Here is a 21,406-nt window from a genome sequence, read left to right on the forward strand (position 1 = left end):
CCCTGCGCGGTCCCGTCGAGGGACGGTGCCTGACTCGGCACCGTGAGCAGTGTCGGCGGGGGCTGAACGCACACCGGAGCGATCCGACGACGAGTGTCGACGCCGAGGCGACCGACTCCTGACGATCCCAAACCCGAGGCAGAACAGCCGAGAGAGATGTATCGCGAGTGGTTCGCTTACCGGTCGCGCGAAATCGTCGCGTTCGGCTCGGTGTAGACGCCGCCGGAGAGCTTCACGCCCGGGGCCAGCGAGGTGTCGATACCCGTCTTCACCTCGTCACCGAGGACGACGCCGAACTTCCGGCGGCCCGTCGAGACCCGGTCGCCCTTCACCGTCAGCGTCACGTCGGCGCCGTCGTGGCGCAGGTTCGCCACCTTCGTCCCCGCCCCGAGGTTCACGTCGTGGCCGAGGACGCTGTCGCCGACGTACGAGAGGTGGCCGACGCTGGCCCCGGCCAGCAGGACGCTGTTCTTCACCTCGACCGCGTGGCCGACGTGGACGTCCGGGCCGATGCGGGTGGCTCCCCGGACGTAGGCGTTCGGCCCCACGTCCGCATCCGACTCGACGAGCACCGGCCCCTCGAGGACCGACCCGGCGCGGACGGTCGCCCCCTCCTCGACGACCACGTCGCCTTCGAGTCGGGCGTCGGAGCTGACCTCCCCCTCGACACGCCGGTCGAGCGCACCGAGTTTCCACTCCGTGGCCGCGAGCAGTTCCCACGGCCGGCCGACGTCGAGCCACCGGTCCAGCGAGACGGGCGTCACGTCGTGTTCGTCGACGACGTGGGCGAGGACGTCGGTTATCTCGGCCTCGCCGCGGTCGCTCTCGGGGACGTCGAGCCACTCGGTCGCGGCCTCGGGGAAGACGTATGCCCCGGCGTTGACCCGGTTCGTCGGCGGATCGGCGGGCTTCTCGACGATCTGCGTGACGACGCCGTCGTCGACGCCGACGACGCCGTAGTTGGAGGGCTCGTCGACCCGCACGGTCGCGACGCTCGGGCCGGCCGCGAACAGGTCCCGGAGGCTCCCGGCGTCGTAGAGGTTGTCCCCGTTCAGCACGGCGAAGGGGCCGTCGAGGTGCGGTGCGGCCGCCCGCACGGCGTCGGCCGTCCCGCGCTGTGACTCCTGGACGACGTACTCGACGGGCACCCCGGCGAACTCGTCGCCGAAGTAGTCGCGGACGTACTCCTCGCCGTAGCCGACGACGAGGGTGAGTTGCTCCGCGCCGGCCGCGACGGCGGCCGCGGCGGTGTGACCCGCGATGGGCCGGTCGCCGGCGGGGAGCATCGGCTTCGGTCGGGTCTCGGTGAGCGGGCGCATCCTGGTGCCTTCGCCGGCGGCGAGAACGATCGCGTGCATGGCTGCGCAGAGACGGGGAACCGCCCTTATTATCCGTGCGGTAAGTCGACGGAGGGAGCGGAACGTCGCCCCGGTGTCGCCGGTTTACCCCCAGCCTAGCGGTCACCTCGACGGGGGTCTCGCAGGCGGCTCAGCAGCACCGGACGCCGTGCGCGTCGAGCAGAGAGACGACCGCCGTGAACTCCCAGACGAGGCGCTCTTCGAGTCGGGTTCGCTTCCGCGTCGTCTCGACGATGTAGGCCGGCAGGCGGCGGTCGCCGTAGCACTTGTGGACCAGCATCGGTCGGTCGCCGTCGAGCAGGTTCCCGCGGTCGAAGTCGTAGTAGTGCGGGCGGTCGTCGTGGGCGAAGAACAGGTCGTTCACCCGGTCACAGGCGTCGCCGGCGATGCCGGCACCCGCGACCGTCGGGAAGATAGCCTGCCCGACGCTGGAGTCGTGGTTGTAGATGCCGCGGGCTGTGTGACAGTCGACGACGACGTCGGGGTCGTACCGCTCGACGACGTCCCAGATCGCGTGGGCCAGCCGCGAGGTCGGCGTCCGGCCGGTCGGGAACTGCCGGTTGAGGTCCCCCTCGCGGGTCGCACGGCGTCCCGCGGCGATGGCGGGGCGGTTCGCCTCGGGGAGGACGACGACCCGGCCCGTGGCGGGGCGAAGGTCGGTGAGACGGTTCGCGGTCGCGAAACCCGCCTCCTCGTCGCCGTGGACGCCGCCGACGACGAGCGCGGTCGGACCGGGACGACCCGAGTCGATCACGTGCAGTGGCGTCGCGTACTTCGTGCCCGGGAGGAGGGTCCGGCGGGTCACCGACCCCTCGGCAACGCGGTCGAGTCGGCCCGCGAGCCAGTCGAGGAGCCCGGAGTCGCGTCCGTCTGTGGTGTCGGCCAGCAGGCGAACCGTCGGCACGTAGGGTGCCCGGAGCGAGAACCGGCGCGCCTCCTCGGTGGCGGCCCGGACCGTCTCGTCCCACCGACCCTCGCCGGCCAGCGAGGGAATCTTGACGTGGTTGCGGACGCCGCCCGCTCGCAGCAGGGACTCGAGTCGCCGCTCGGTGTACGGCCACGTCGAGAAGTTCCAGAAGGCGTACTCGAAGAATCGCCAGAAGTTCCCCGGCTCCAGTGCCCAGACGCCGGCGGCCGTCCGCGAGGAGAGCGCGAGTTCGCCGGCGCCGCCGTCGAGTTCCCGCGCGGGGTCGGCCGGATCGTACGCGAGGAACCGGAGTTCGACGTTGAGGTGACCGGGTCGGACGTAGGTCTCGACGACGTCTTCGAGGCGACCCCGAACGAACGTCCGGGCCGCCGGGTCAGAGAGGGTGAGGAAGACGACGGCAGTGGGGTTCGACTCGTCGGTCCCCATCGTCGGGTGTTGCCGGTCGGGCAGCGACGGTGCGGTGGCGACGACGCCGGGGACGTAGTCCGCGCTGACCCGTCTACTCCCGGCGAGCAGACCGAGCGTACCGAGAGCGCCAGCGAGGAACGTTCGGCGAGCCGTCGTGGTTGTGGGGCGTGATGCTTCCATACCAGCTAGTCTCACCTGGGGGTGCTCAGCGGTCCCCTTCACATGTGCAGCGTTTATCACCTCTTACGTACAGCTTAAATCGAATATACAACTGATTGATCGTCGAGTGCATATCAGCCACGTCGAGGGTCGCCGTCTTCGACGGTACTCTCCAGAGGTCCGCGCGAACTCAGGCCGTGACGTCGGCCAGTGCCTCGTCTACCAGTTCGGTGGCCGTCGCCGACAGCGCCTCCGTCTGTGCCCGCGACCGCCCCTCGACGGTGATGCGGACGAGCGGTTGCGTCCCGCTGGCCCGGACGAGGAACCAGCCGTCGTCCGTCTCGACGCGGACGCCGTCGAGTTCCTGCACGTCGTCGTACCGCTCGCGGACGCGGTCCGCGACCGTCTCGACGACCGCCGACTTCGCCGTCGTCTCGACGCTCCGGCGCTCGATGGGGTAGGTGTCGACGCCCGCGAGCAACGCGGACAGCGTGTCGCCTGCGGCGACCATCCCGGCGAGCGTGCAGGCGGCCAGCGGCCCGTCGGGACACATCGTCTGTCCGGGCCAGATCCAGGCCCCACTCGGTTCCCCGCCGAAGACGACCCGGTCGTCGCGGCAGGCGTCTGCCACGTAGACGTCGCCCACCTTCGTCCGGACGACCTCCGCCCCGACGGTCGCGAGGGCGTCGTCGACGGCGAGGCTGGTGTTCAGCGGTGCGGCGACCGCGTCCCCCTCGCCGGCCACCTCGCGGCCGAACAGCGCGAGCAACTGGTCGCCGGCGACGAACGACCCCGTCTCGGTGACGGCCATCGTCCGGTCGGCGTCGCCGTCGTGGGCCACCCCGAGGTCGGCGTCGGTGGCGGCGACGTGGTCGCGCAGCGCCCGGCAGGTCTCCGCAGTCGGTTCGCTCTCGCGGCCGGGGAACCGACCGTCCGTCTGGCCGTGGAGCGTCGTCACCGCAGAGCCCACGTCGGCCAGGACGTCTGCGGTCACCCGGCCGGTCCCGTTGCCGACGTCGACGACCACCGAGAGGCCGTCGAGGCCGTCCGTGCCCGCGAGTCGCTCGCGGAGCGCCGCCCGGTGGCGGTCACCGAGGTCACGGCGTCGGTCGTCGCCGAGGCCGTCCCAGGCGGCCCGGTCGTACTCGCCGGACTCCATGCGGTCAGCGAGTGCGTCACGTTCCTCGGGGCCGAAGGCGATACCGCTCGGCAGCCAGAACTTCAGGCCGTTGTCGGTCTCGGGGTTGTGAGAGGCGGTGACGCCGACACCGGCGTCGGCGTCCAGCCAGCCCACCGCCCGCGCCAGCGCCGGAGTCGACTGGACGCCGAGTCGGACGGCGGTCGCGCCACACTCCTGGAGGCCGGCGACGAGTGCGTTCTCCAGCATCTGCCCGCTCTCGCGGGCGTCCCGTGCGACGACGACGCGGTCGTAGCCGTCGCTGGCGAGCGCCCGACCCGCGTCGCTGGCGAGCGTCGCCGTTATCTCCGTCCCGACGGGTCCCCGGATGCCGCTGGTTCCGAACATACAGTGTCGCAGTTCGCGCGTGCCCCTTACTATAGACCGGATAACCGACGCGGCACGGTCGTGACAGCAAGGGGGTCGGGTCCCCGCCGGGAGACACAGTACACGAGAGAGCGGCGGGTGACCGGCCCGACGAGAGAGTCGACGCCAGGTCGACCGGTGTTCCGCCGCTGGATGACAGTGACAGCAGGTGGGCCGGGTGACCGGCCCGGGGCAAAGGGACAGCAGGGATGTGGATCGGCGCAGACGGGTCGCGGCCCAGACGATGGGATGGTGGGTGGCAGACTCGGCTGTGCCGGTGGTCGCCGTCGACACGGTAGGGCGTGTCCCGACGATCCATCGGAGAGTGACCTCGCGGCCACTTGCTTATGTGCCCCGTAAGCCGGGTGGTCGGCCGGGATCCGGTCAGTTGTCACCGGACGGGACGGCCAGAAATCGCGGGACAGAGGATAGGCGGTGACTAGAGTCGCGAACGATGTCGACCGTACTTGTACCCGTACCGAGAGCGACTCGACGTGACAGTCCACGAACTCTCGGCGATACAGCGCGACCTGCTGTTCGTCGTCTACGGGATGAACGACCCGTCCGGACAGGCTATCAAAAGTGAACTGGAGGCCACGCAGGACCGGTCCGTCCTCGCGGGGCACGTGTACAGCAACCTCGACGACCTCGCTGACACGGGCCTCGTCGACAAGCGAAGCAAGACCGGCCGGACGAACGAGTACGCCGTCACCGAGACGGGCCGCGAACGACTCCACAGACGACTCCAGTGGGAGTCACAGTTCGTCCGGAAGTGAACGCCCCCCTCGTCGCCTTATCGTCCGTATAATAAACCGCCGACCGACCCGAGCCTGAGTCGATGTCAGACAACCAGTCGACGCGCAGGCGGTTCCTCGGCGTCGCCGGGGCCGCCGTCACGACAGGTCTCGCTGGCTGTGCGAGCGACGGCGGACAGACGGAACCGACCGACGCGACGGCGAACGACACGACTGCCGGCGGGACCGACTCGCCGACGCCCGCACCCGAGAACCGGATGCGTGGTCCCCGCGAGGGTGACGACCTCCCTCCGGACCCGAAGCCGGACGACGGCTACCCGCCCGAGTTCGACGAGGTTCCCGAGCAGCGGTCGCTGACTCCCGAGAGTTACGACACGCTCTCTCGGGAGACGACCGACGGCACGACTGTCGAAGTCCCGCTCATCCCCATCGAGGACGCGTACTACATGTACGCACGGGGGGAAGCCCGCTTCGTCGACGCCCGGAGCGAGACCGGTTACGACGTCCAGCACGTCTTCGGCTCCGTGCTCTCGCCCGCCCCCGACGGCCGACGTTCCGACCCGCCCTCGGACTGGGACGAGCAGGCCCCCGTCGTCACCTACTGTCACTGCCCGCACCACCTCTCGTCGCTCCGCGCGGCCGACCTCCTCGACAGCGGCTTCGAGCAGGTGTACGCCATCGACGAAGGGTTCCAGGCGTGGCTCGACCGGAACTACCCCCTCGCCGGGAGCGACACGAACCGCGACTACACCGTCCGCACCGTCCGAGGCCAGACGGACGCGAGCGACGCCGGCGAGACGGCGTGGACCATCCACGCGCCGACAGACCAGGTCGAGGCGACCGAGATCGAGTCCGACGGCTCCTACGAGATGGAACTGAAGTTCGTGCAGGTCGACGCCGACAGCGTCGTCCAGGTCGAGACGCCCAGCTACACCGTCGAAGCGCCCCTGAAGACGGTCACCAGCACGACCGTCACGGCCGAGACGGGCGAGACCGTCGCCGGCAACAGCACGTCCGGCAACTCGACCAGCGGTAACACGACGTTCGGGAACTCGACCGACGACAACAGCACGATCGATGATTCGAGCGACGGGAACAGTTCGCTCGGCGACGGCACCGACACGAACGGGACGAGCGACGACGGCACCGGCTGGTGAGGTGTCGCCGCGACCGCCACCCGCACCACGACCGTCACCGCTACGACGACGCCGGCCGACCACCACGTCATGCCCGGCAGTCCCGTCCTCCGCACCGACCGTCTCATCCTGCACCCGGCGACGACCGACGACCTCGACTTCCTCGACCCGGCGCTCCACGACCCCCCGCGGGCGCTGCTCGACACGCTCGGCTTCCGCGAGGAGGGACGCCCCGAGTCGGAGGCCTACGTGGACGCCGAGTGGACCGACAGCCTGCGGTACGGGCTTCTGCGGGATGCGTGGCGCGGAGCGGAGTGACCGGTGGCAGACGTTCGAGGACCGAGTACGCGCCGACTCGTACTCGTCGCTGTACTCGTCGGTGCTGGGTTATTCTCCACGCTCGCCCGGATCCTCGCGGGCGAACAGAGTCCGTGGGTGCTGTCGATGGCAGGTGCCTTCGGAGTGATGCTGTTGATCGTCGGCCAGCAACTGTGGGTGCGAACCCGACGAGACGCGTGAACGCAGACCGCGAGTGGTGTTCAGTCGTCCCGCTTCGCACCGGGGTTCGTCACCGCACCGTTCGCCGCCGATCCGAACGTCGCGCCGTACTTCGCCAGCACGCCGGATGCGTAGTTCGGGTCGGGGCGCTCCCACGCCTCGCGGCGCGCGTCCAGTTCCTCGTCCGAGAGATCGACCGACAGCTCCCGGTTCGGGATGTCGACCGTGATCTCGTCGCCGTCTTCCAGCAGGCCGATGGGGCCGCCGACGAACGCCTCCGGGGCGACGTGGCCGATCATCGGGCCTCTGGTCGCGCCGGAGAAGCGCCCGTCGGTCAGCAGGGCCACGTCGTCCTCGTGTCCCTGGCCGACGACCGCCGCCGTCACGCCGAGCATCTCGCGCATCCCCGGGCCGCCCTGCGGTCCCTCGTTGCGGATGACGAGCACGTCGCCCGATTCGAGGTTCCCCTCCTGCACGTAGGCCATCGCCGTCTCCTCGTCCTCGAAGATGCGGGCGGGCCCGTGGTGGTGGAAGTTGTCTTCTCCGGTCACCTTCAGGACGCTCCCGTCCGGGGCGAGGTTGCCGGTGAGGATCTTGATCGCCCCCTCCTCGTGGATCGGGTCGTCGACCGGCGAGAGGAAGTCGGCCTCGATCTCCTCGTCCGGCGGAAGCTGTCCCGTCTCTTCGAGATGCTCGATCTCCTCGGCGAGGGTCCGGCCGGTGATCGTCTCCGCGTCGCCGTGGAGCAGGCCGGCGTCGAGCAGGCGGCGGAGGACCACCGGCACGCCGCCGATCTCGTGGAGGTCGTTCATCACGCGCGTCCCGCCGGGCTGGAGGTTGGCGATCTTCGGCGTCCGGTGGGAGATGTCGTCGAACTCCTCGATGGAGAGGTCGATGCCGGCCTCGGCGGCGAGTGCGAGCAGGTGGAGCACGCCGTTCGTCGAGCCACCGACTGCCACTTGGAGGGCGATGGCGTTCTCGAAGGACTCCTTGGAGAGGATGCTGGAGGGGGTGCGATCCTCGCGGACCGCTTCGAGCGCGAGTTCGCCGGCCTCGCGGGCGACCGCGTAGCGCGACTCGTCTTCGGCGGGCGGGCTGGCGGAGCCGAGGGGGGCGAGCCCCAGCACCTCGGAGATGGAGGCCATCGTGTTCGCGGTGAACATCCCGCCACAGGAGCCCGCACCGGGGCAGGCGTGGCGTTCGAGGTCGTCCAGTTCGTCTTCGCTCATGTCGCCCGAGGCGACCGCGCCGACGCCCTCGAAGACGTTCTGGATGGTCACTTCTCTCCCGTCGTGTTCGCCGGGCATGATCGACCCGCCGTAGAGGAACACGGAGGGGAGATCGGTCCGGATCGCGGCCATCATCATCCCGGGGAGGTTCTTGTCACAGCCCGCGACCGTCACGAGGGCGTCCATGCGCTCGCCGAAGGCGACGAGTTCGACCGAGTCGGCGATGACCTCACGCGAGATGAGGCTGGCCTTCATCCCCTCGGTGCCCATCGAGATGGCGTCGGAGATGGTGATCGTCCCGAACTCGATCGGCATCCCCTCGGCCGACTCGACGCCCTCGATCGCGGCGTCGGCCACGTCGTCGAGGTGGACGTTGCAGGGCGTGATGTCGGCGGCGGGGTTGGCGACGCCGACCATCGGGGCAGAGAGGTCGTCGTCGTCGTAGCCCATCGCGCGGAACATCGCCCGGTGGGGGGCGCGTTCGGTCCCCTCGGTGACCTCCGAACTCGGGAGATCGGGGTCCTTTCGTCGGTCCTGTTGGCTCATGTCGTGGTGCTTGCTCCCCGGTATGCTTAAAGTGCCGCTCACGGGCGAACGTTGCTGGCCGACTGTGGGTCGTGAGCGAACTGGAGTCGCGACTCTGGTTGACCCGGACACTCTGGCTGGCCCGGACACTCTGGCTGGCCCGGACACTCTGACGACCCCACGACTGCACGGCACTGCGACCGCATCCGCGACCGCGACAGTAACCGCGACCGCATCCGCGACCGCGACAGTAACCGCGACCGCATCCGCGACAACGACAGCAACGCACCTCGGTCCTCCCCAGCCTCGGGGCGCGCCCGAGAGCGCGCCCCTCCCTCGCGCGCGTCGGAGTCGCGCGCGCCGTTTCGAGGTGAAAGCGCACGCAACTCTCGTGACCCGATCACACGCCAGCAGGCGGGGAGGTGAGGGGAAGTGACTGCGACGACCCGGTTCCGACTCTACGACGACTCGCCGGGTGACGACCAGTGACACCGCGATGGGTGACGACCAGAGCGAGTCGACACGAACCGTGCGTTGCTCACGTGTCACACGCCCACGAGGTTATGCACCTGCACACGAATACCCCGCGCATGCGCACCGCAGACGACGACACCGCCGACGCCAGCGACCCCGACGCGAACTACTGGGATGCGGACCCGGCCCTCCGGCAGGCAGTTGAACGCGCACTCCCCGAGGCGGACTGGTCGGACAGCGAACCCCGTCTCGCCGCCTTCGGCCGGGCGGTCGCCGAGACCATCGCACCGAACAGCGACACAATCGACCGCCACCCGCCGGCACTGCACACCTACGACGCCCACGGCGAGGTGGTGAACGAGGTCGAGTACCACCCCGCGCAGGCCGAGAACGAACGACTCGTGGTCGAACACGGCGTGGTGGCCGACAGCTTCACCGCACCCGAGGGCCGCGACGAGCCACTCCCCTTCACCCACCACCTCGGGATGCTGGCCCTGTTGACCTACGCCGACGTGGGCCTGACCTGCCCGGTCGCCATGACCTCCGGCGTGGCGCTCGTCCTCGACACGTTCGACGACGGGAGTCTGAGCGAGTTCCGCGACCGACTGGTCGCCCGCGACCCCGACGACTGGATCCAGGGCGCGATGTTCATGACCGAGAAACAGGGCGGGAGCGACGTCGGGAAAAACGAGACGACCGCCGAACGGGATGCCGACGGGGACTGGCGGCTCACCGGCGAGAAGTGGTTCTGCTCGAATATCGACGCCGGGGCACCGCTCGTGCTCGCTCGGCGACCCGACGCCCCCGAGGGCACCGAGGGCCTCTCGCTGTTCCTCCTCTCACAGCGCGACTCCGACCCCGACGAGGGCGTCTACTACCGCCGCCTGAAGGACAAACTCGGCACGAAGTCGGTGCCGACCGGCGAACTCGAACTCGACGGCGCGCTCGCACACCCGGTCGGTGATCTGGACGCCGGCTTCGCGCAGATGACCCGGATGGTGAACCTCGAACGCCTCGCCAACGCGGCCGCCGCAGTCGGCCTGATGGGCCGGTGTCTGCTCGAAGCACGGACCCACGCCGCCGACCGCGAGGCGTTCGGCCGGACGTTGGACGAGCATCCCCTGATGGCGCGTGACCTGGTCGAACTGACGGTCGACCACGAGGCCGCAGTCGCCACGACGTTCGAGGCGGGCCGGCAGTTCGACGCCTTCGAGCGCGGCGTCGCGGGCACCACCGAAACGAGCGAAGCGGCCCCGACGACCGACGCCGACCGTGCCCGGCGACTGGTCCGCCTGCTCGTCCCGGTAGTCAAGAACCGCACCGGTCGACTGGCGGTCGATCACGCCAGTTACGCGATGGAAGTTCTCGGCGGGAACGGCTACGTCGACGAGTTCGTCACCCACCGACTGCTCCGGGACGCGCAGGTGCTGCCCATCTGGGAAGGGGCGACGAACGTCCTCGCACTGGAGACGCTCCGCGTCCTCGCCCGCGAAGGCGCACACGAACCACTGCTCGCGGACGTGAGTGCCCGCCTCGACGCGGCCGACGACCCACTGCTAGCCGACACGGTCGCGGCCGTCGCGGCCGCGCGCGACGACTGCCGGACCGCACTCGGGACGCTGGCGACCGCCGACCGCGACTACGCCCAGACGCAGGCGAAGGAACTCGTCGAACTGTTGTACGACGTAACGGCTGGGAGTCTGCTCGTCGAGTCGGCGAGTACGGGACTGGCAGACGGGGACGCACGCGGCGTCCTCGTCGCCCGCGAGTTCGTCGACCAACACCTCCGGGAGCGGCCGGTTCGCGGGATCACGAGCGAGAACCGGCGGCCGCTGGATCACGTCGACGCTATCGTCGACCACGAGTCGGTCCCGCCTGCGGATCTGCGGGAGTCCGACGAGTCGCCGTCCACGCCGGACGCGGCCGACGATTGAACGACGCCATCACTCCCGTCACCGCCAGCGGTCCAGCCCGCTCTGCCGCCGGGCGACACCGGGCGGGTCGGCGACCCACCGCGTTCGCTCGGCGCGCAGTCGGTCGGTGTCGGCGGCCGGCGGGTCGGCGGACTCGTGGGCCGGGCAGTCCGCCCCGCAGTCGCTCGCCGGATCGACCACGCGGTCGAAGTGGTCGCAGAAGGGGAGTCCGGTGTCGGTGACACCGGCGTTCGCACAGGCCGGATACTCGTCCGGTCGCCACCCCTTTCCGTAGGCCTTCTCCGCGATTCGTCGGCGCTTTCGAGCCTTCTCGGCGGGTGAGACGAGTTCGACGTCGGTCCGAAGTGGGTGTTCTGCGACCGGTTCGACGCCCGGGTCGGTCGGATCGAAGGGAGTCGGCTCTCGGATTATCTCCTTGTCGCCCGACTCGGGATCGAACCGCCAGACGCCGACCGCGTCCGGAAGCCGGTTCAGGTGTGCCCGCGTGACGTAGCTCTCGGTGGCGAGGATCACCCGATCGAACAGGCCGAGTGCGGTGTCGATCCGGAGTTGCCGGTCGAGGTCGCCGGGCGTGCCGAGGTCGGGTTTGTTCTCGATTGCGACGAGTTCGGCGAACCAGTTCTCGGGGTAGCGCGTCGCCCGGCGGACGTAGTCCCGGTTCCCCCGGCGTTCGCGCTCGAAGAAGCCGACCTCGCAAGCGGTCTCGACCACGTCGCGGGCGTGGTCCGGGTGACAGTCGAGTGCCGACCGTGCGGACACTGCCTGCCCGGTGCCCACGTCGCTCTCGACGGCGAGTGCGGGAATCGTCTCGCTGGTGATCCGGGCGCGAGCGTCGAAGTCGAACCCCGGCACCACGCCGCAGACGTCCACGATCCGACTCCCCGGCGAGGCGACCGCGCCACCCAGTTGTCGGGCCGGGAGCCAGTCCGTCGTCTCTTCGAGGTGGGCACACAGCGCCAACTCGAAGGCGTACTCGCGCACGTCGGGAGAGACGGACGGCAGGCGCAAAAACGTCGCGCTCGGTCCTGCCGCCCGCCTGTCCGGGCCGCCGCCCGCGTCCCGACAGTTTAAACCACGGCACGCGCCAACTCCGGGTAGATGCGAACCGAGGACCTGACCGGCCTGCCCGAGGGGGTCCCCGAGGCGCTCTGCGACGAGGGCATCGCGGAGTTGTACCCCCCGCAGGCCGCGGCAGTCGAGGCGGGCGTGACCGACGGCGACAGCGTCGTCGCCAGCGTGCCGACCGCCAGCGGGAAGACGCTCATCGCGGAACTGGCGATGCTCTCGGCGGTCCAGCGCGGCGGGAAGGCGCTCTACATCGTCCCCCTGCGGGCGCTCGCCTCCGAGAAGAAAGCCGAGTTCGAGCGCTGGGAGGAGTTCGGGGTCACGGTCGGCGTCTCGACCGGCAACTACGAGTCGGACGGCGAGTGGCTGGCGACCCGCGACATCATCGTCGCCACCTCGGAGAAGGTGGACTCGCTGATCCGGAACAACGCGCCGTGGATCGACGATCTGACCTGCGTGGTCGCCGACGAAGTCCACCTCGTGGACGACCGGAACCGGGGCCCGACCCTCGAAGTCACCCTCGCCAAACTCCGGCGGATCAACGCGGGACTCCAGACCGTCGCGCTCTCGGCGACGGTCGGCAACGCCGACACCGTGGCCGAGTGGCTGGACGCCGAACTCGTCCAGTCGGACTGGCGACCCATCGACCTGAAGATGGGCGTCCACTTCCGCAACGCGGTCAACTTCGGCGACGGGAGCCAGCGTGAGGTCCAGACCGACCGAAGCGAGAAGGCCGAATCTGCGCTCGTCGCCGACGCACTGGACGAGACGGACGACGAGGGGAATCGCGGGTCGTCGCTCGTCTTCGTCAACTCCCGCCGGAACGCCGAGAGCTCTGCCAAACGACTGGCGAGCGTGACCGAGAGTCGCCTGACGGGCGACGAGCGTGCCGACCTCGCCGAGTTGGCAGAAGAGATCCGGCAGGTGTCGGACGCCGACACCAGCGACGACCTCGCGGACGTGGTGGCGAAGGGGTCGGCGTTCCACCACGCCGGGCTGGCCAGCGAACACCGGAGTCTCGTCGAGCAGGCGTTCCGCGACCGACTGATCAAGGTCGTCTCCGCCACGCCGACGCTCGCGGCCGGCGTCAACACGCCGAGCAGACGCGTCATCGTCCGCGACTGGCGGCGCTACGACGGGGACGCCGGCGGGATGAAACCGCTCGACACACTCGAGGTCCACCAGATGTGCGGTCGCGCGGGCCGGCCCGGCCTCGACCCCTACGGCGAGGCCATCCTGCTGGCGAACGACAGCGAGACGATGGACGAACTGTTCGAGCGGTACGTCTGGGCCGACCCGGAGCCCGTGCGATCCAAACTCGCGGCCGAACCCGCACTGCGGACCCACCTGCTCGCCACGGTCGCCTCCGGCTTCGCCACGACCCGCGACGCCCTGCTCGAATTTCTCGACCAGACGCTGTACGCGACCCAGACCGAGAAGTCCGGGCGACTGGAGGAAGTGACCGACAGCGTGCTGGACTACCTCCACGCGAACGACTTCCTCGACCGCGACGACGGAACGTTGAAAGCGACGAACATCGGCCATACCGTCTCGCGGCTCTACCTCGATCCGATGAGCGCGGCGGAGATCATCGACGGACTGGAAGACGGGCCACGCGGTACGAGCAAGTCGGCGTCGGCGAGTCGCAGTCGGCCTGCGGCGGCGGGGTCGACCGCGAGTGCCGACGGGGACGAGGAGACGGCCGGCTTCCAGACCGCGTCGGAACTGGCGGGGGACGCGACCGAGGACGACAGTGAAACCGACGACGCGGACACGGCCGACACCGGCGACGAGTTCACCGAACTCGGCCTCTACCACCTCGTCTGCCGGACGCCGGACATGTACCAGCTCTACCTCAAGTCCGGCGACAAGACGACCTACACCGAACTCAACTACGAACACGAGGACGAACTGCTCGGGCGAGCACCGACCGAGTGGCAGGAAGCCGAGTTCGAGGACTGGCTCTCGGCGCTGAAGACCGCGAAACTGCTCGACGACTGGGCGAGCGAGGTCGACGAGGACCGTATCTGTGAACGCTACGGCGTCGGGCCGGGCGACATCCGGGGCAAAGTCGAGACGGCCGAGTGGCTCCTGCGGGCCGGCGAGCAGTTGGCACAGGAACTCGACCTGCCGGTCGTGCCGGTCCGCCGGGCGAGAAAGCGCATCGAGTACGGGGTTCGCGAGGAACTGCTCGACCTCGCGGGCGTCCGGAACGTCGGCCGCAAGCGTGCTCGGCGGCTGTTCGAGGCCGGCATCGAGAGCCGGGTCGATCTGCGCGACGCGGACAAGTCGGTGGTCCTCGCGGCCCTGCGTGGACGCGAGAAGACGGCAGAGCGCATCCTGGAGAACGTCGGCCGACAGGACCCCTCGATGGAGACGGTGGAGGCCGACAGCGAGACGGCGGCGGAGGCGGCCGAGGCGGACGCGGGTCGTGACGGACAGGCGAGTCTGGGGGACTTCGGATGAGAGTCGTCGAGGGCATCGCCGAGGTGGACGACCTCGACACGTTCCTCGCGGCCCTCGACCGCGTCGCCACGGAGTACGGCTGTACGATCCAGGCGTTCGACGCCCGGTACGTCGTGGATCGAACTCACCTCCGACGGGCGCTCGACCTGGCCGACCGGGCGATCGCACGAGGGGAGAACGTCGCCCGCGACCGGGCCGTCGAGGTGTTGCTGTACGCGGCCGGCAGACGCCAGATCGACGAGTCGCTGACGATGGGCGTCGCCGAGGGCGAGACGCCGGTGGTCGTCGTGGTGGCCGACGACCCGGAAACCGGAGCAGACGTGTGGTCCGGGGCTGACGACGACGCGGCGGAGGCGGCGGCAGTTGCGGTCGCGGCCCTCCTCACCCCCGCCGAGACGCTCGGCGACTACGACGAGTCGCGCGTTCGGTCGTTCTTCGAGGTGGGCGACCACGAACTGGCCGCGACCGGCGCGACCCTCGCCGAACTGGTCCACGAACGAGTCGCGTTGCTCGACGTGTCGAAGTAGGTCCGTCGCGTCTGAACCGGAACGCCCACCCGACTACCGCCGAATATCTAACTGTGTTAGACGCGTCTGAGCGGGCGTCTCAGCCGCCGACTAGTCAGTTCGTGAGACAGTAGTGCACAGTACTGTGCGTCTTCACACATGAGTACGTTTGCCGTAAAGACTGTTGCAAACGCATTATGAAGTAGGAATCCGTAGAACGCCAGCGATGCGCAGACCTCGTGTCGTTGGGATGACCAACGCGGACGACCGAATCCTGGAGTTCCTCCGCAACGAGGGGAACGGCGAACTCGTCGCCAACCCCGCAGTGATCGCCGTCAACATCGGGTTCAGTCCGCACACCGTCCGGGAACGGGTCGGTCCGCTCCGAAGTTGTGAACTGATCGAGTACCACGACGGGAGTCGCGGACTCTACCGGATCACCGACACGGGACGCGACTACCTCGACGGGCGACTCGACGACGACGCCATCGCGGACCTCGAAGCGATCCTCGACGGCCACTGACCGGGCCCGCGAGCGAGCGAACCCCGGTTTCTGTGTTGTATTCGGCAATGACCGAGGATACAGTTGACGAATAACGTGATTGGCTTCCGTGGTGTAGGTCCATTGTTTCTGTTCGTCCGGGGCGAACAGAGACGGACCACGTCATGAACCATCCACGTGAGCGCCGGGGTCGGCCCGGCCGACGACTGGGGAGTACAGTTCGGGGGACTCGTGGGCGACGACGGGGGGTGTGGCGATGACCGACCCGGCGAGACTCGAGGAGTTCGTCGGTGTCGGCGACGTGCTTGCGGGTCGGTTACGGGAGGCCGGCATCGAGACACCGAGTGACGTCGCCGACGCGCCGGTACAGCGGTTGACGGCGGTCGAGGGGCTCTCGGCCAGACTCGCCCGGAGTCTGAAGACGCAGGCCGGTCGCCCGGCCCGCGAGTCCGCACGGACGCTCGGCGCGGCGATCAGACCGTCCGAGTGGACGATCACCGAGTCGCAGGCGACCCACATCGAGCAGTTGGGACTCGCAGACCGCGACAAGGTACTCGACTCGGTCGCCGACGACCTCCGGGACCGACTGGAACCCTTCGAACGGTTCCACCTGCCCTTCTTTCGGCGCGTCTGCGGGCGGGTGGTCGCGCCCGACCCCGCGACCGGCGACCTTCGGCCGGTGCCGAACGCGACGGTCACGGTGTACGACACCGACTGCTCCTTCTTCGGGTACTTCCCGCACTCCTCGCCGTTCTGCTGGTTCTACCCCTTCGGCCGCCACCGGGAGCGCATCGCACAGACCCGCACCGACGAGTGCGGCCGGTTCTGCGTCTACGTCCCGTGGTGGGACATCGACCGCGTCCTCCGGTACCGACTCGAACGCATCTGTCTCCGGGACGTGGTTCGACCGACTATCCGGGATCTGCTCGATCCCGACGACGTTCCGGAGGTGACGCCGATCCCGATTCCGGACCCGGGACCGGATCCCATCCGAGACCGACTCCGGATCGGACGCGGACCCCGGTCTCGCCGATCGAACCGGCGTGTCGGGTCGCCGTCGCTGTCACTGGACCTCGACAGCCCCGGTCGGCTGTCGTACCTCGAAGGGTTGGTCGGCCGGCCCGACGCGACCGAGTTGCTGACCGCGACCGACGAGCAGTCGTTCGGCGGTCGCCGGAACCGACTCGACGACCTGCTCCGGCGACCCGCGTTCGTCGATCCGACGCCGCCGCCGCTGCCGGACGACCTCCTCGGCGTCGACGACTGGACACAGGTCGAGGAGTACGAGTTCGACGTGGACCCGTCGGTGCTCGATCAGATCGACCCCCGCGAGTATCTCGGCCCGTTCCTCCGGTGCCACTACGTCCGCATCCCGACGTGGGAGACGGTGTACGACGTGCCCGACATCACCTTCGAGGTGACACAGGACACGGACGGCGACGGCGACGAGGAACCGATCTACACCGAGGGCTACTTCGAGGTCCGGTGGGACGACGTGCCGAGCGAGGTGGAACTCGTCGCCGACCCGACCGCCAGAACCGTCGCGTCCTGCCGGACGCCGGACCCGGAACTGTTCGTCTGCACCGAACCGTCCATCGTCTCGGCCGAGGACATGGCCCTCCGGGGGCCGTACCACGAGGACGACGGGAGCGTGACGAGCGCACCCGTCGGCGGCTACCAGCGACTGGTGAACCGACCACGGAGCGCCTCGGACGGGTCGCGGCTGGCGACCGGGGAAGCGCCCTACGCCGGCACACTCCAACTCCACGGCTGTTCCCGCGTCGGCGACGCGACCCACTACCGCGTCGTCTACCGACACAAGCCGGACGTGGACGCGACCGACTGGTCGGCGACACAGCCGTTCACGGGGCTGCACTGGCACGTCCCGGTGCTGTTCGACGCCGATCCCTACCCCGTCGAACCGGGCGCGAACGGCTGGTACGAGAACCTGACCGTGCAGGCGATCGAGGACCACTACGGCCAGACCTTCGCGGCCGACGAGCCACAGGACCTGGTCGTCTTCCCGTACCTGCTCCTGCAGTGGCCGACCCACCGCTACCCGAACGGCCGGTACGACCTCAGGGTGCAGGTCGGCGTGGAAGACGGGAGCGGCGGGACGACGATCACCGACCAGAGTTCGTGGATGCCGATGGTGGTGGACAACACGAACCCGACCGCTCGCATCCAGTCGCTGGAGTGGTGGCACGACAGCGAGTCGCCGGCGGACGCGCGGGACCTGCTGGCGACCGACGCCGGCGGCGACCCCACCTGTCCGGTGATCCGGCGGGCAAACGAGGCGGTTCACGTCCGCGTCGGCTACCACGTCTCGACGCCGCACCTGCGGGACCTCAGGCTCCGCATCCTCGGCTGTAGTCCGCCCGAGGGGCCGAGCGCGCCGAACCCGAGCATCGACTCGGCGAGTCCGCCGAACGGCCCGCTCGGGTCGGGGACGGTCTACCGCTACTGGCACGACCACGTCGACGCCGACACCCGAACCGGGTCGGTCACGTTCACCGTCGACGCGAGCGACCCGGACGGGGCGTACACGGTCGCGCTGGACGCCTACAGTCGGGCGTACAACCCCGGCTCACACCCGATGAACCCCGACTGGGACGGCGACGGGACGCCGCGTCACGTCCACCCGCGACAGGGGATCGCCATCGTGACGACCTGAGTCGGGTGTCACTCGCGGCGTGTCGTCTCGGTCGGCCGCCACTGGCCGGGCGGCATCTCGGGCGGGCGCCACTCGTTGCGCACCGTCTCGGTCTGCCGAGCAGGTCGCGGGAACGACGGTCGGCGGCCACCCGTCGACGCCGTTCGCCGCTGTCGGCCGATTTTTCACCCCCGCCCGCGAGTGACCGCTAATGACGCGGCCAGCACTCGACCCGCCGGACTGGTACCGGGACGCGGTCGTCTACTCGCTCGACGTGAAGACGTTCAACGACACCGACGGCGACGGCTGGGGTGACATCCAGGGCGTCGTCGACCGACTCGGCTATCTCGACGGTCTCGGCGTCGACTGCATCTGGCTCCGCCCCTTCTACCCGAGTCCGCTGAACGACAACGGCTACGACGTGGCCGACTACTACGGCGTCGACTCCCGCCTGGGGACGCTCGGCGACTTCGTCGACCTCGTGGAGGCGGCCCACGAGCGCGGCCTGCGCATCCTCGTGGACATGGTGTTCAACCACACCTCGGTCGAACACTCGTGGTTCCAGCGCGCCCGCGCCGACGAGACCTCGAAGTACCACGACTACTACCTCTGGACCCGCGACGTCGAGTCGGCGTACAAGCGCGGGAACATCTTCCCGGAGTACGAAGACGGCGTCTGGAGCTACGACGAGGTGGCGGACAAACACTACTACCACCAGTTCTACAGCCACCAGCCGGACCTGAACGTCGCCAACCCCGAGGTCCGCCGGGAGATCCACGAGATCTTAGAGTTCTGGCTCGAACTCGGCGTCGACGGCTTCCGCATCGACGCGGCCCACCCGATGACCGAACCGAAGGGCCACGACGCGATCGGTATCGAGGACCCCGACTGGCTCTACCGCGAGATGAAGAAAACCGTCAGAGAGACCAAATCCGACGCCGTCCTGCTGGCGGAGGCCGACGACCAGCCGGAGGAACTCCACCGCTACTTCGGCGAGGGCGAGGCGTTCGACATGCTGTTCAACTTCGTGCTGAACTCACATCTCGTCTACGGGGTCGCCGTCGAGGACACCTGGCCGCTCCACCGCGCCTTCGAGGTCCTGCCGGACGTCTCGGGCTACGGCCAGTGGGCGAACTTCCTCCGGAATCACGACGAGTTCAACCTGCTCAAACTGCCACACGAGGCGTTCCACCACGCGAAGGACTTTTTCGGCGGCGACGGCGACGAGTCGTGGCTGTTCGGGCGGGGCCACCGCCTGCGACTCGCCGACCTCTACGCCGGCGACCACGACCGCATCGCGCTGGCCCACAGCCTCCTGCTGTCGCTACCGGGGACGCCCGTCCTGCTGTCGGGCGACGAGATCGGGATGGGTGCGGATCTTGACCTCCCGGAACGCGAGTCGGTCCGGACGCCGATGCAGTGGTCCGACAACCGCAACGCGGGGTTCTCGTCGGCCGACCCGGACGACCTCTACAACCCGGTCGTCGACGAGGGCGAGTTCGGCTACGATCGGATCAACGTCGCGGACCAGTTGACGGACGCCGACTCCCTGCTCAACCGGATCGAGCGCCTGATCGACGCCCGGCACCTCTGCTCGGAGATCAGCGACGGACACCTCTCGGTGCCCGACGTGGACCCGAAGGAGGTCTGGGTCCACCGCATCGACCAGTCGGGGACCGTCTTGCTGTGTGCGCACAACACCGCCAGCGAGGAGCGGCAGGTGACGGTCGGCTTCGACGCCCCCGACGAGACGACCGCTCGGGTGGCTGGCGACGGCGACTACGAGATCGGCGAGGGGACCTGCACGTTCGACCTCGCGCCGTGCGACTACGTCTGGCTCCGGGGCGACACGCGCGGCGAGCGCGTGCCGCTCGGCGAACCCTGAGTACTCACGAGTGCTCGGGCGGCGACCGCTGGCTGGTCACGAACTCGACGCGGACGACCGGTTCACGATCCGTCTCGGCGATCAGCCGGTCCCTGATCCGGTCGCTCACCTCGGGGAACGTCTGTCCGACCGGCCCGCGAACCGTGACGGTGACCTCCTGTGGCTGGCCAGACAGCGGTCCGGGGTTGAACGCCGACTGGACGCGAACCAGTTCGAGGTCCTCGTACTGCTCTTGTGCCAGCGTCTCCTCGACGGCGGCGTTGGCCGACTGCTCGAAGGTGACGTGTGTCGAGACGAGTCCGCCGACCAGCACGACCGACACGAGGAGGACGCCTCCGACGGCGAGCGAGGGACCGAACCGCCGAAGCGAGGCGTTCGCCCGGAGGTCGTCCGGCACCCACTGGTCGGGCCGATAGCCGAGATACCAGAAGACGGCGACACTGGAGACGTGTATCGACGCGACGTTCACCACGAGCAGGACGAACGCGCCGAACGCGATCGTCGGGGCGGTCCAGACGACACCGATGCCGACTGCGGCCGCCGCCGGGATGAGCGCGGCGGCGATCATCACGCCGACGAGCGCGGCCGAGATACCCGTCGAGATACCGACCGCACCTGCGGCACCGGCACACACGCCGATCGTCAGCGACAACAGGCCGGGCGAGATGCGCTGTGCGATCTGTGCCGTGGTCGCGGGACGGAGCGACGGCGGGAGGAAGAGCCCGCTCCGGAGGATAAATCCGAACGTGATGGCACCCAACACCGCGACGCCCAGCCCGTACACCTGCGTCTTGAAGCCGTCGAGGATCATCTCGCGTGAGGCGAGCACCGTCCCGACGCTCGCGGTCAGTGCCGACCCGACCAGCGGGGCGATGACCATCGACCCGACGACGAGTGCCGGCGCGTCGAGGAGGAGTCCCGCCGTCGCGACCACGGCGCTCAGACACGTCAGCAGGTAGTAGGTGAACGCGTCGGGGAGGAGGGTGAGCGCCTGCGACCGGAGTTCTTCTGCGGCGATACTGCTGTCTTCCTCCTCGCCGACGACGAACCGCTCCTCGATGTCGTCCATGTTCTCCGAGAGCGCGGCTTTCGCCTCGGTGACGACGGTGTAGCTGTCCGCTCGCACGCCGGCGTCCTCGAACCTGTCGAACACGACTTCGAGCGCCTGTTCGGGGACCGGAAACTCGACGACGAGCAGATCCTCACGCGCACTCGCCTCCGGGGTGACGACGTAGTCGATGTTCTCCTCGTCGAGGATCGCGACGACGCGTTCGCTGTCGGCGTCGGAGACGAGCGTCCGAACGAGTCGCATCCTCTGTGCTACCGGGTGAGAGTGGAAAAGCCCAGGGGCTGTTCATCCTGGCGAAGGTGATCCGTCTCGC

Annotated in this window: 16 protein-coding genes; 10 read left to right on the plus strand and 6 right to left on the minus strand. The window is 69.2% G+C overall.

All coding sequences use genetic code 11. The annotated features are described in order from the left end of the window. Positions 1-176 precede the first annotated feature (176 nt). From glmU to glmM, 3 genes are all read right to left on the minus strand, one after another. Positions 177-1,358, minus strand: a complete 1,182-nt coding sequence (gene glmU / locus LI337_RS10835; RefSeq protein WP_227229859.1) for a bifunctional sugar-1-phosphate nucleotidylyltransferase/acetyltransferase — start codon at positions 1,356-1,358, stop codon at positions 177-179. 130 nt (positions 1,359-1,488) lie between these two features. Beyond that, entirely contained in the window at positions 1,489-2,874 is a 1,386-nt protein-coding gene (locus LI337_RS10840; protein WP_227229860.1) for a succinylglutamate desuccinylase/aspartoacylase family protein, read from the minus strand. Positions 2,875-3,043: 169 nt separating this feature from the next. After that, complete coding sequence (gene glmM / locus LI337_RS10845; protein ID WP_227229861.1) at positions 3,044-4,378, minus strand: phosphoglucosamine mutase; 1,335 nt, start codon at positions 4,376-4,378, stop codon at positions 3,044-3,046. Between the two features lie 512 nt (positions 4,379-4,890). Here glmM and LI337_RS10850 point away from each other — a divergent pair. The 4 genes from LI337_RS10850 to LI337_RS10865 all read left to right on the plus strand — a co-directional run bounded on the left by LI337_RS10850 (position 4,891) and on the right by LI337_RS10865 (position 6,806). Further along, positions 4,891-5,172: a helix-turn-helix transcriptional regulator gene (locus tag LI337_RS10850; protein ID WP_227229862.1), complete on the plus strand. Its 282-nt coding sequence runs from the start codon at positions 4,891-4,893 to the stop codon at positions 5,170-5,172. Positions 5,173-5,234: 62 nt separating this feature from the next. Then, entirely contained in the window at positions 5,235-6,308 is a 1,074-nt protein-coding gene (locus tag LI337_RS10855; RefSeq protein WP_227229863.1) for a rhodanese-like domain-containing protein, read from the plus strand. A 69-nt stretch (positions 6,309-6,377) separates the two neighbouring features. Then, entirely contained in the window at positions 6,378-6,605 is a 228-nt protein-coding gene (locus LI337_RS10860; protein WP_227229864.1) for a GNAT family N-acetyltransferase, read from the plus strand. Between the two features lie 3 nt (positions 6,606-6,608). Next, a complete protein-coding gene (locus LI337_RS10865; protein ID WP_227229865.1) occupies positions 6,609-6,806 on the plus strand; it encodes a hypothetical protein in 198 nt (65 codons plus the stop codon). A 20-nt stretch (positions 6,807-6,826) separates the two neighbouring features. On the opposite strand, the gene ilvD is transcribed toward LI337_RS10865, so the two are convergent. Then, on the minus strand, positions 6,827-8,560 hold the full coding sequence (gene ilvD / locus LI337_RS10870) for a dihydroxy-acid dehydratase (protein WP_227229866.1): 1,734 nt from the start codon (positions 8,558-8,560) through the stop codon (positions 6,827-6,829). A 569-nt stretch (positions 8,561-9,129) separates the two neighbouring features. Here ilvD and LI337_RS10875 point away from each other — a divergent pair. Continuing rightward, positions 9,130-10,947 (plus strand): acyl-CoA dehydrogenase family protein, encoded by a 1,818-nt coding sequence (locus LI337_RS10875; RefSeq protein WP_227229867.1) that lies wholly within the window; start codon positions 9,130-9,132, stop codon positions 10,945-10,947. Between the two features lie 18 nt (positions 10,948-10,965). Here the strand turns inward: LI337_RS10875 and LI337_RS10880 are convergent, their stop codons facing one another. Then, positions 10,966-11,928, minus strand: coding sequence for a DUF5787 family protein (locus tag LI337_RS10880; protein ID WP_227229868.1), 963 nt, complete (start codon positions 11,926-11,928; stop codon positions 10,966-10,968). A 117-nt stretch (positions 11,929-12,045) separates the two neighbouring features. On the opposite strand from LI337_RS10880, the gene LI337_RS10885 reads away from it, so the two are divergent. The 5 genes from LI337_RS10885 to LI337_RS10905 all read left to right on the plus strand — a co-directional run bounded on the left by LI337_RS10885 (position 12,046) and on the right by LI337_RS10905 (position 20,024). Then, positions 12,046-14,478: an ATP-dependent DNA helicase gene (locus LI337_RS10885; RefSeq protein WP_227229869.1), complete on the plus strand. Its 2,433-nt coding sequence runs from the start codon at positions 12,046-12,048 to the stop codon at positions 14,476-14,478. Beyond that, entirely contained in the window at positions 14,475-15,005 is a 531-nt protein-coding gene (cgi121, locus tag LI337_RS10890; RefSeq protein WP_227229870.1) for a KEOPS complex subunit Cgi121, read from the plus strand. The genes LI337_RS10885 and cgi121 overlap by 4 nt, the downstream gene beginning before the upstream one ends. A gap of 229 nt (positions 15,006-15,234) precedes the next feature. Then, on the plus strand, positions 15,235-15,507 hold the full coding sequence (locus LI337_RS10895; RefSeq protein ID WP_227229871.1) for an ArsR family transcriptional regulator: 273 nt from the start codon (positions 15,235-15,237) through the stop codon (positions 15,505-15,507). A 235-nt stretch (positions 15,508-15,742) separates the two neighbouring features. Next, complete coding sequence (locus tag LI337_RS10900) at positions 15,743-18,160, plus strand: helix-hairpin-helix domain-containing protein (RefSeq protein ID WP_227229872.1); 2,418 nt, start codon at positions 15,743-15,745, stop codon at positions 18,158-18,160. A gap of 190 nt (positions 18,161-18,350) precedes the next feature. After that, a complete protein-coding gene (locus LI337_RS10905; RefSeq protein WP_227229873.1) occupies positions 18,351-20,024 on the plus strand; it encodes an alpha-amylase family protein in 1,674 nt (557 codons plus the stop codon). A gap of 4 nt (positions 20,025-20,028) precedes the next feature. Here LI337_RS10905 and LI337_RS10910 read toward each other — a convergent pair whose 3' ends face one another. Then, on the minus strand, positions 20,029-21,336 hold the full coding sequence (locus LI337_RS10910; protein ID WP_227229874.1) for a TIGR00341 family protein: 1,308 nt from the start codon (positions 21,334-21,336) through the stop codon (positions 20,029-20,031). Positions 21,337-21,406: the final 70 nt, after the last annotated feature.

This window comes from Salinirubrum litoreum, assembly GCF_020567425.1.
Taxonomy (GTDB): domain Archaea; phylum Halobacteriota; class Halobacteria; order Halobacteriales; family Haloferacaceae; genus Salinirubrum; species Salinirubrum litoreum.

Excerpts from the sequence above, each read along its gene's own strand:
- LI337_RS10905 (WP_227229873.1), top strand. The coding sequence starts at position 18,351 with ATGACGCGGCCAGCACTCGACCCGCCGGACTGGTACCGGGACGCGGTC.
- LI337_RS10840 (WP_227229860.1), bottom strand. The coding sequence starts at position 2,874 with ATGGAAGCATCACGCCCCACAACCACGACGGCTCGCCGAACGTTCCTC.
- LI337_RS10885 (WP_227229869.1), top strand. The coding sequence starts at position 12,046 with ATGCGAACCGAGGACCTGACCGGCCTGCCCGAGGGGGTCCCCGAGGCG.
- LI337_RS10860 (WP_227229864.1), top strand. The coding sequence starts at position 6,378 with ATGCCCGGCAGTCCCGTCCTCCGCACCGACCGTCTCATCCTGCACCCG.
- LI337_RS10855 (WP_227229863.1), top strand. The coding sequence starts at position 5,235 with ATGTCAGACAACCAGTCGACGCGCAGGCGGTTCCTCGGCGTCGCCGGG.
- cgi121 (WP_227229870.1), top strand. The coding sequence starts at position 14,475 with ATGAGAGTCGTCGAGGGCATCGCCGAGGTGGACGACCTCGACACGTTC.
- LI337_RS10875 (WP_227229867.1), top strand. The coding sequence starts at position 9,130 with ATGCGCACCGCAGACGACGACACCGCCGACGCCAGCGACCCCGACGCG.
- LI337_RS10910 (WP_227229874.1), bottom strand. The coding sequence starts at position 21,336 with ATGCGACTCGTTCGGACGCTCGTCTCCGACGCCGACAGCGAACGCGTC.
- glmM (WP_227229861.1), bottom strand. The coding sequence starts at position 4,378 with ATGTTCGGAACCAGCGGCATCCGGGGACCCGTCGGGACGGAGATAACG.
- LI337_RS10895 (WP_227229871.1), top strand. The coding sequence starts at position 15,235 with ATGACCAACGCGGACGACCGAATCCTGGAGTTCCTCCGCAACGAGGGG.
- LI337_RS10900 (WP_227229872.1), top strand. The coding sequence starts at position 15,743 with ATGACCGACCCGGCGAGACTCGAGGAGTTCGTCGGTGTCGGCGACGTG.
- ilvD (WP_227229866.1), bottom strand. The coding sequence starts at position 8,560 with ATGAGCCAACAGGACCGACGAAAGGACCCCGATCTCCCGAGTTCGGAG.
- glmU (WP_227229859.1), bottom strand. The coding sequence starts at position 1,358 with ATGCACGCGATCGTTCTCGCCGCCGGCGAAGGCACCAGGATGCGCCCG.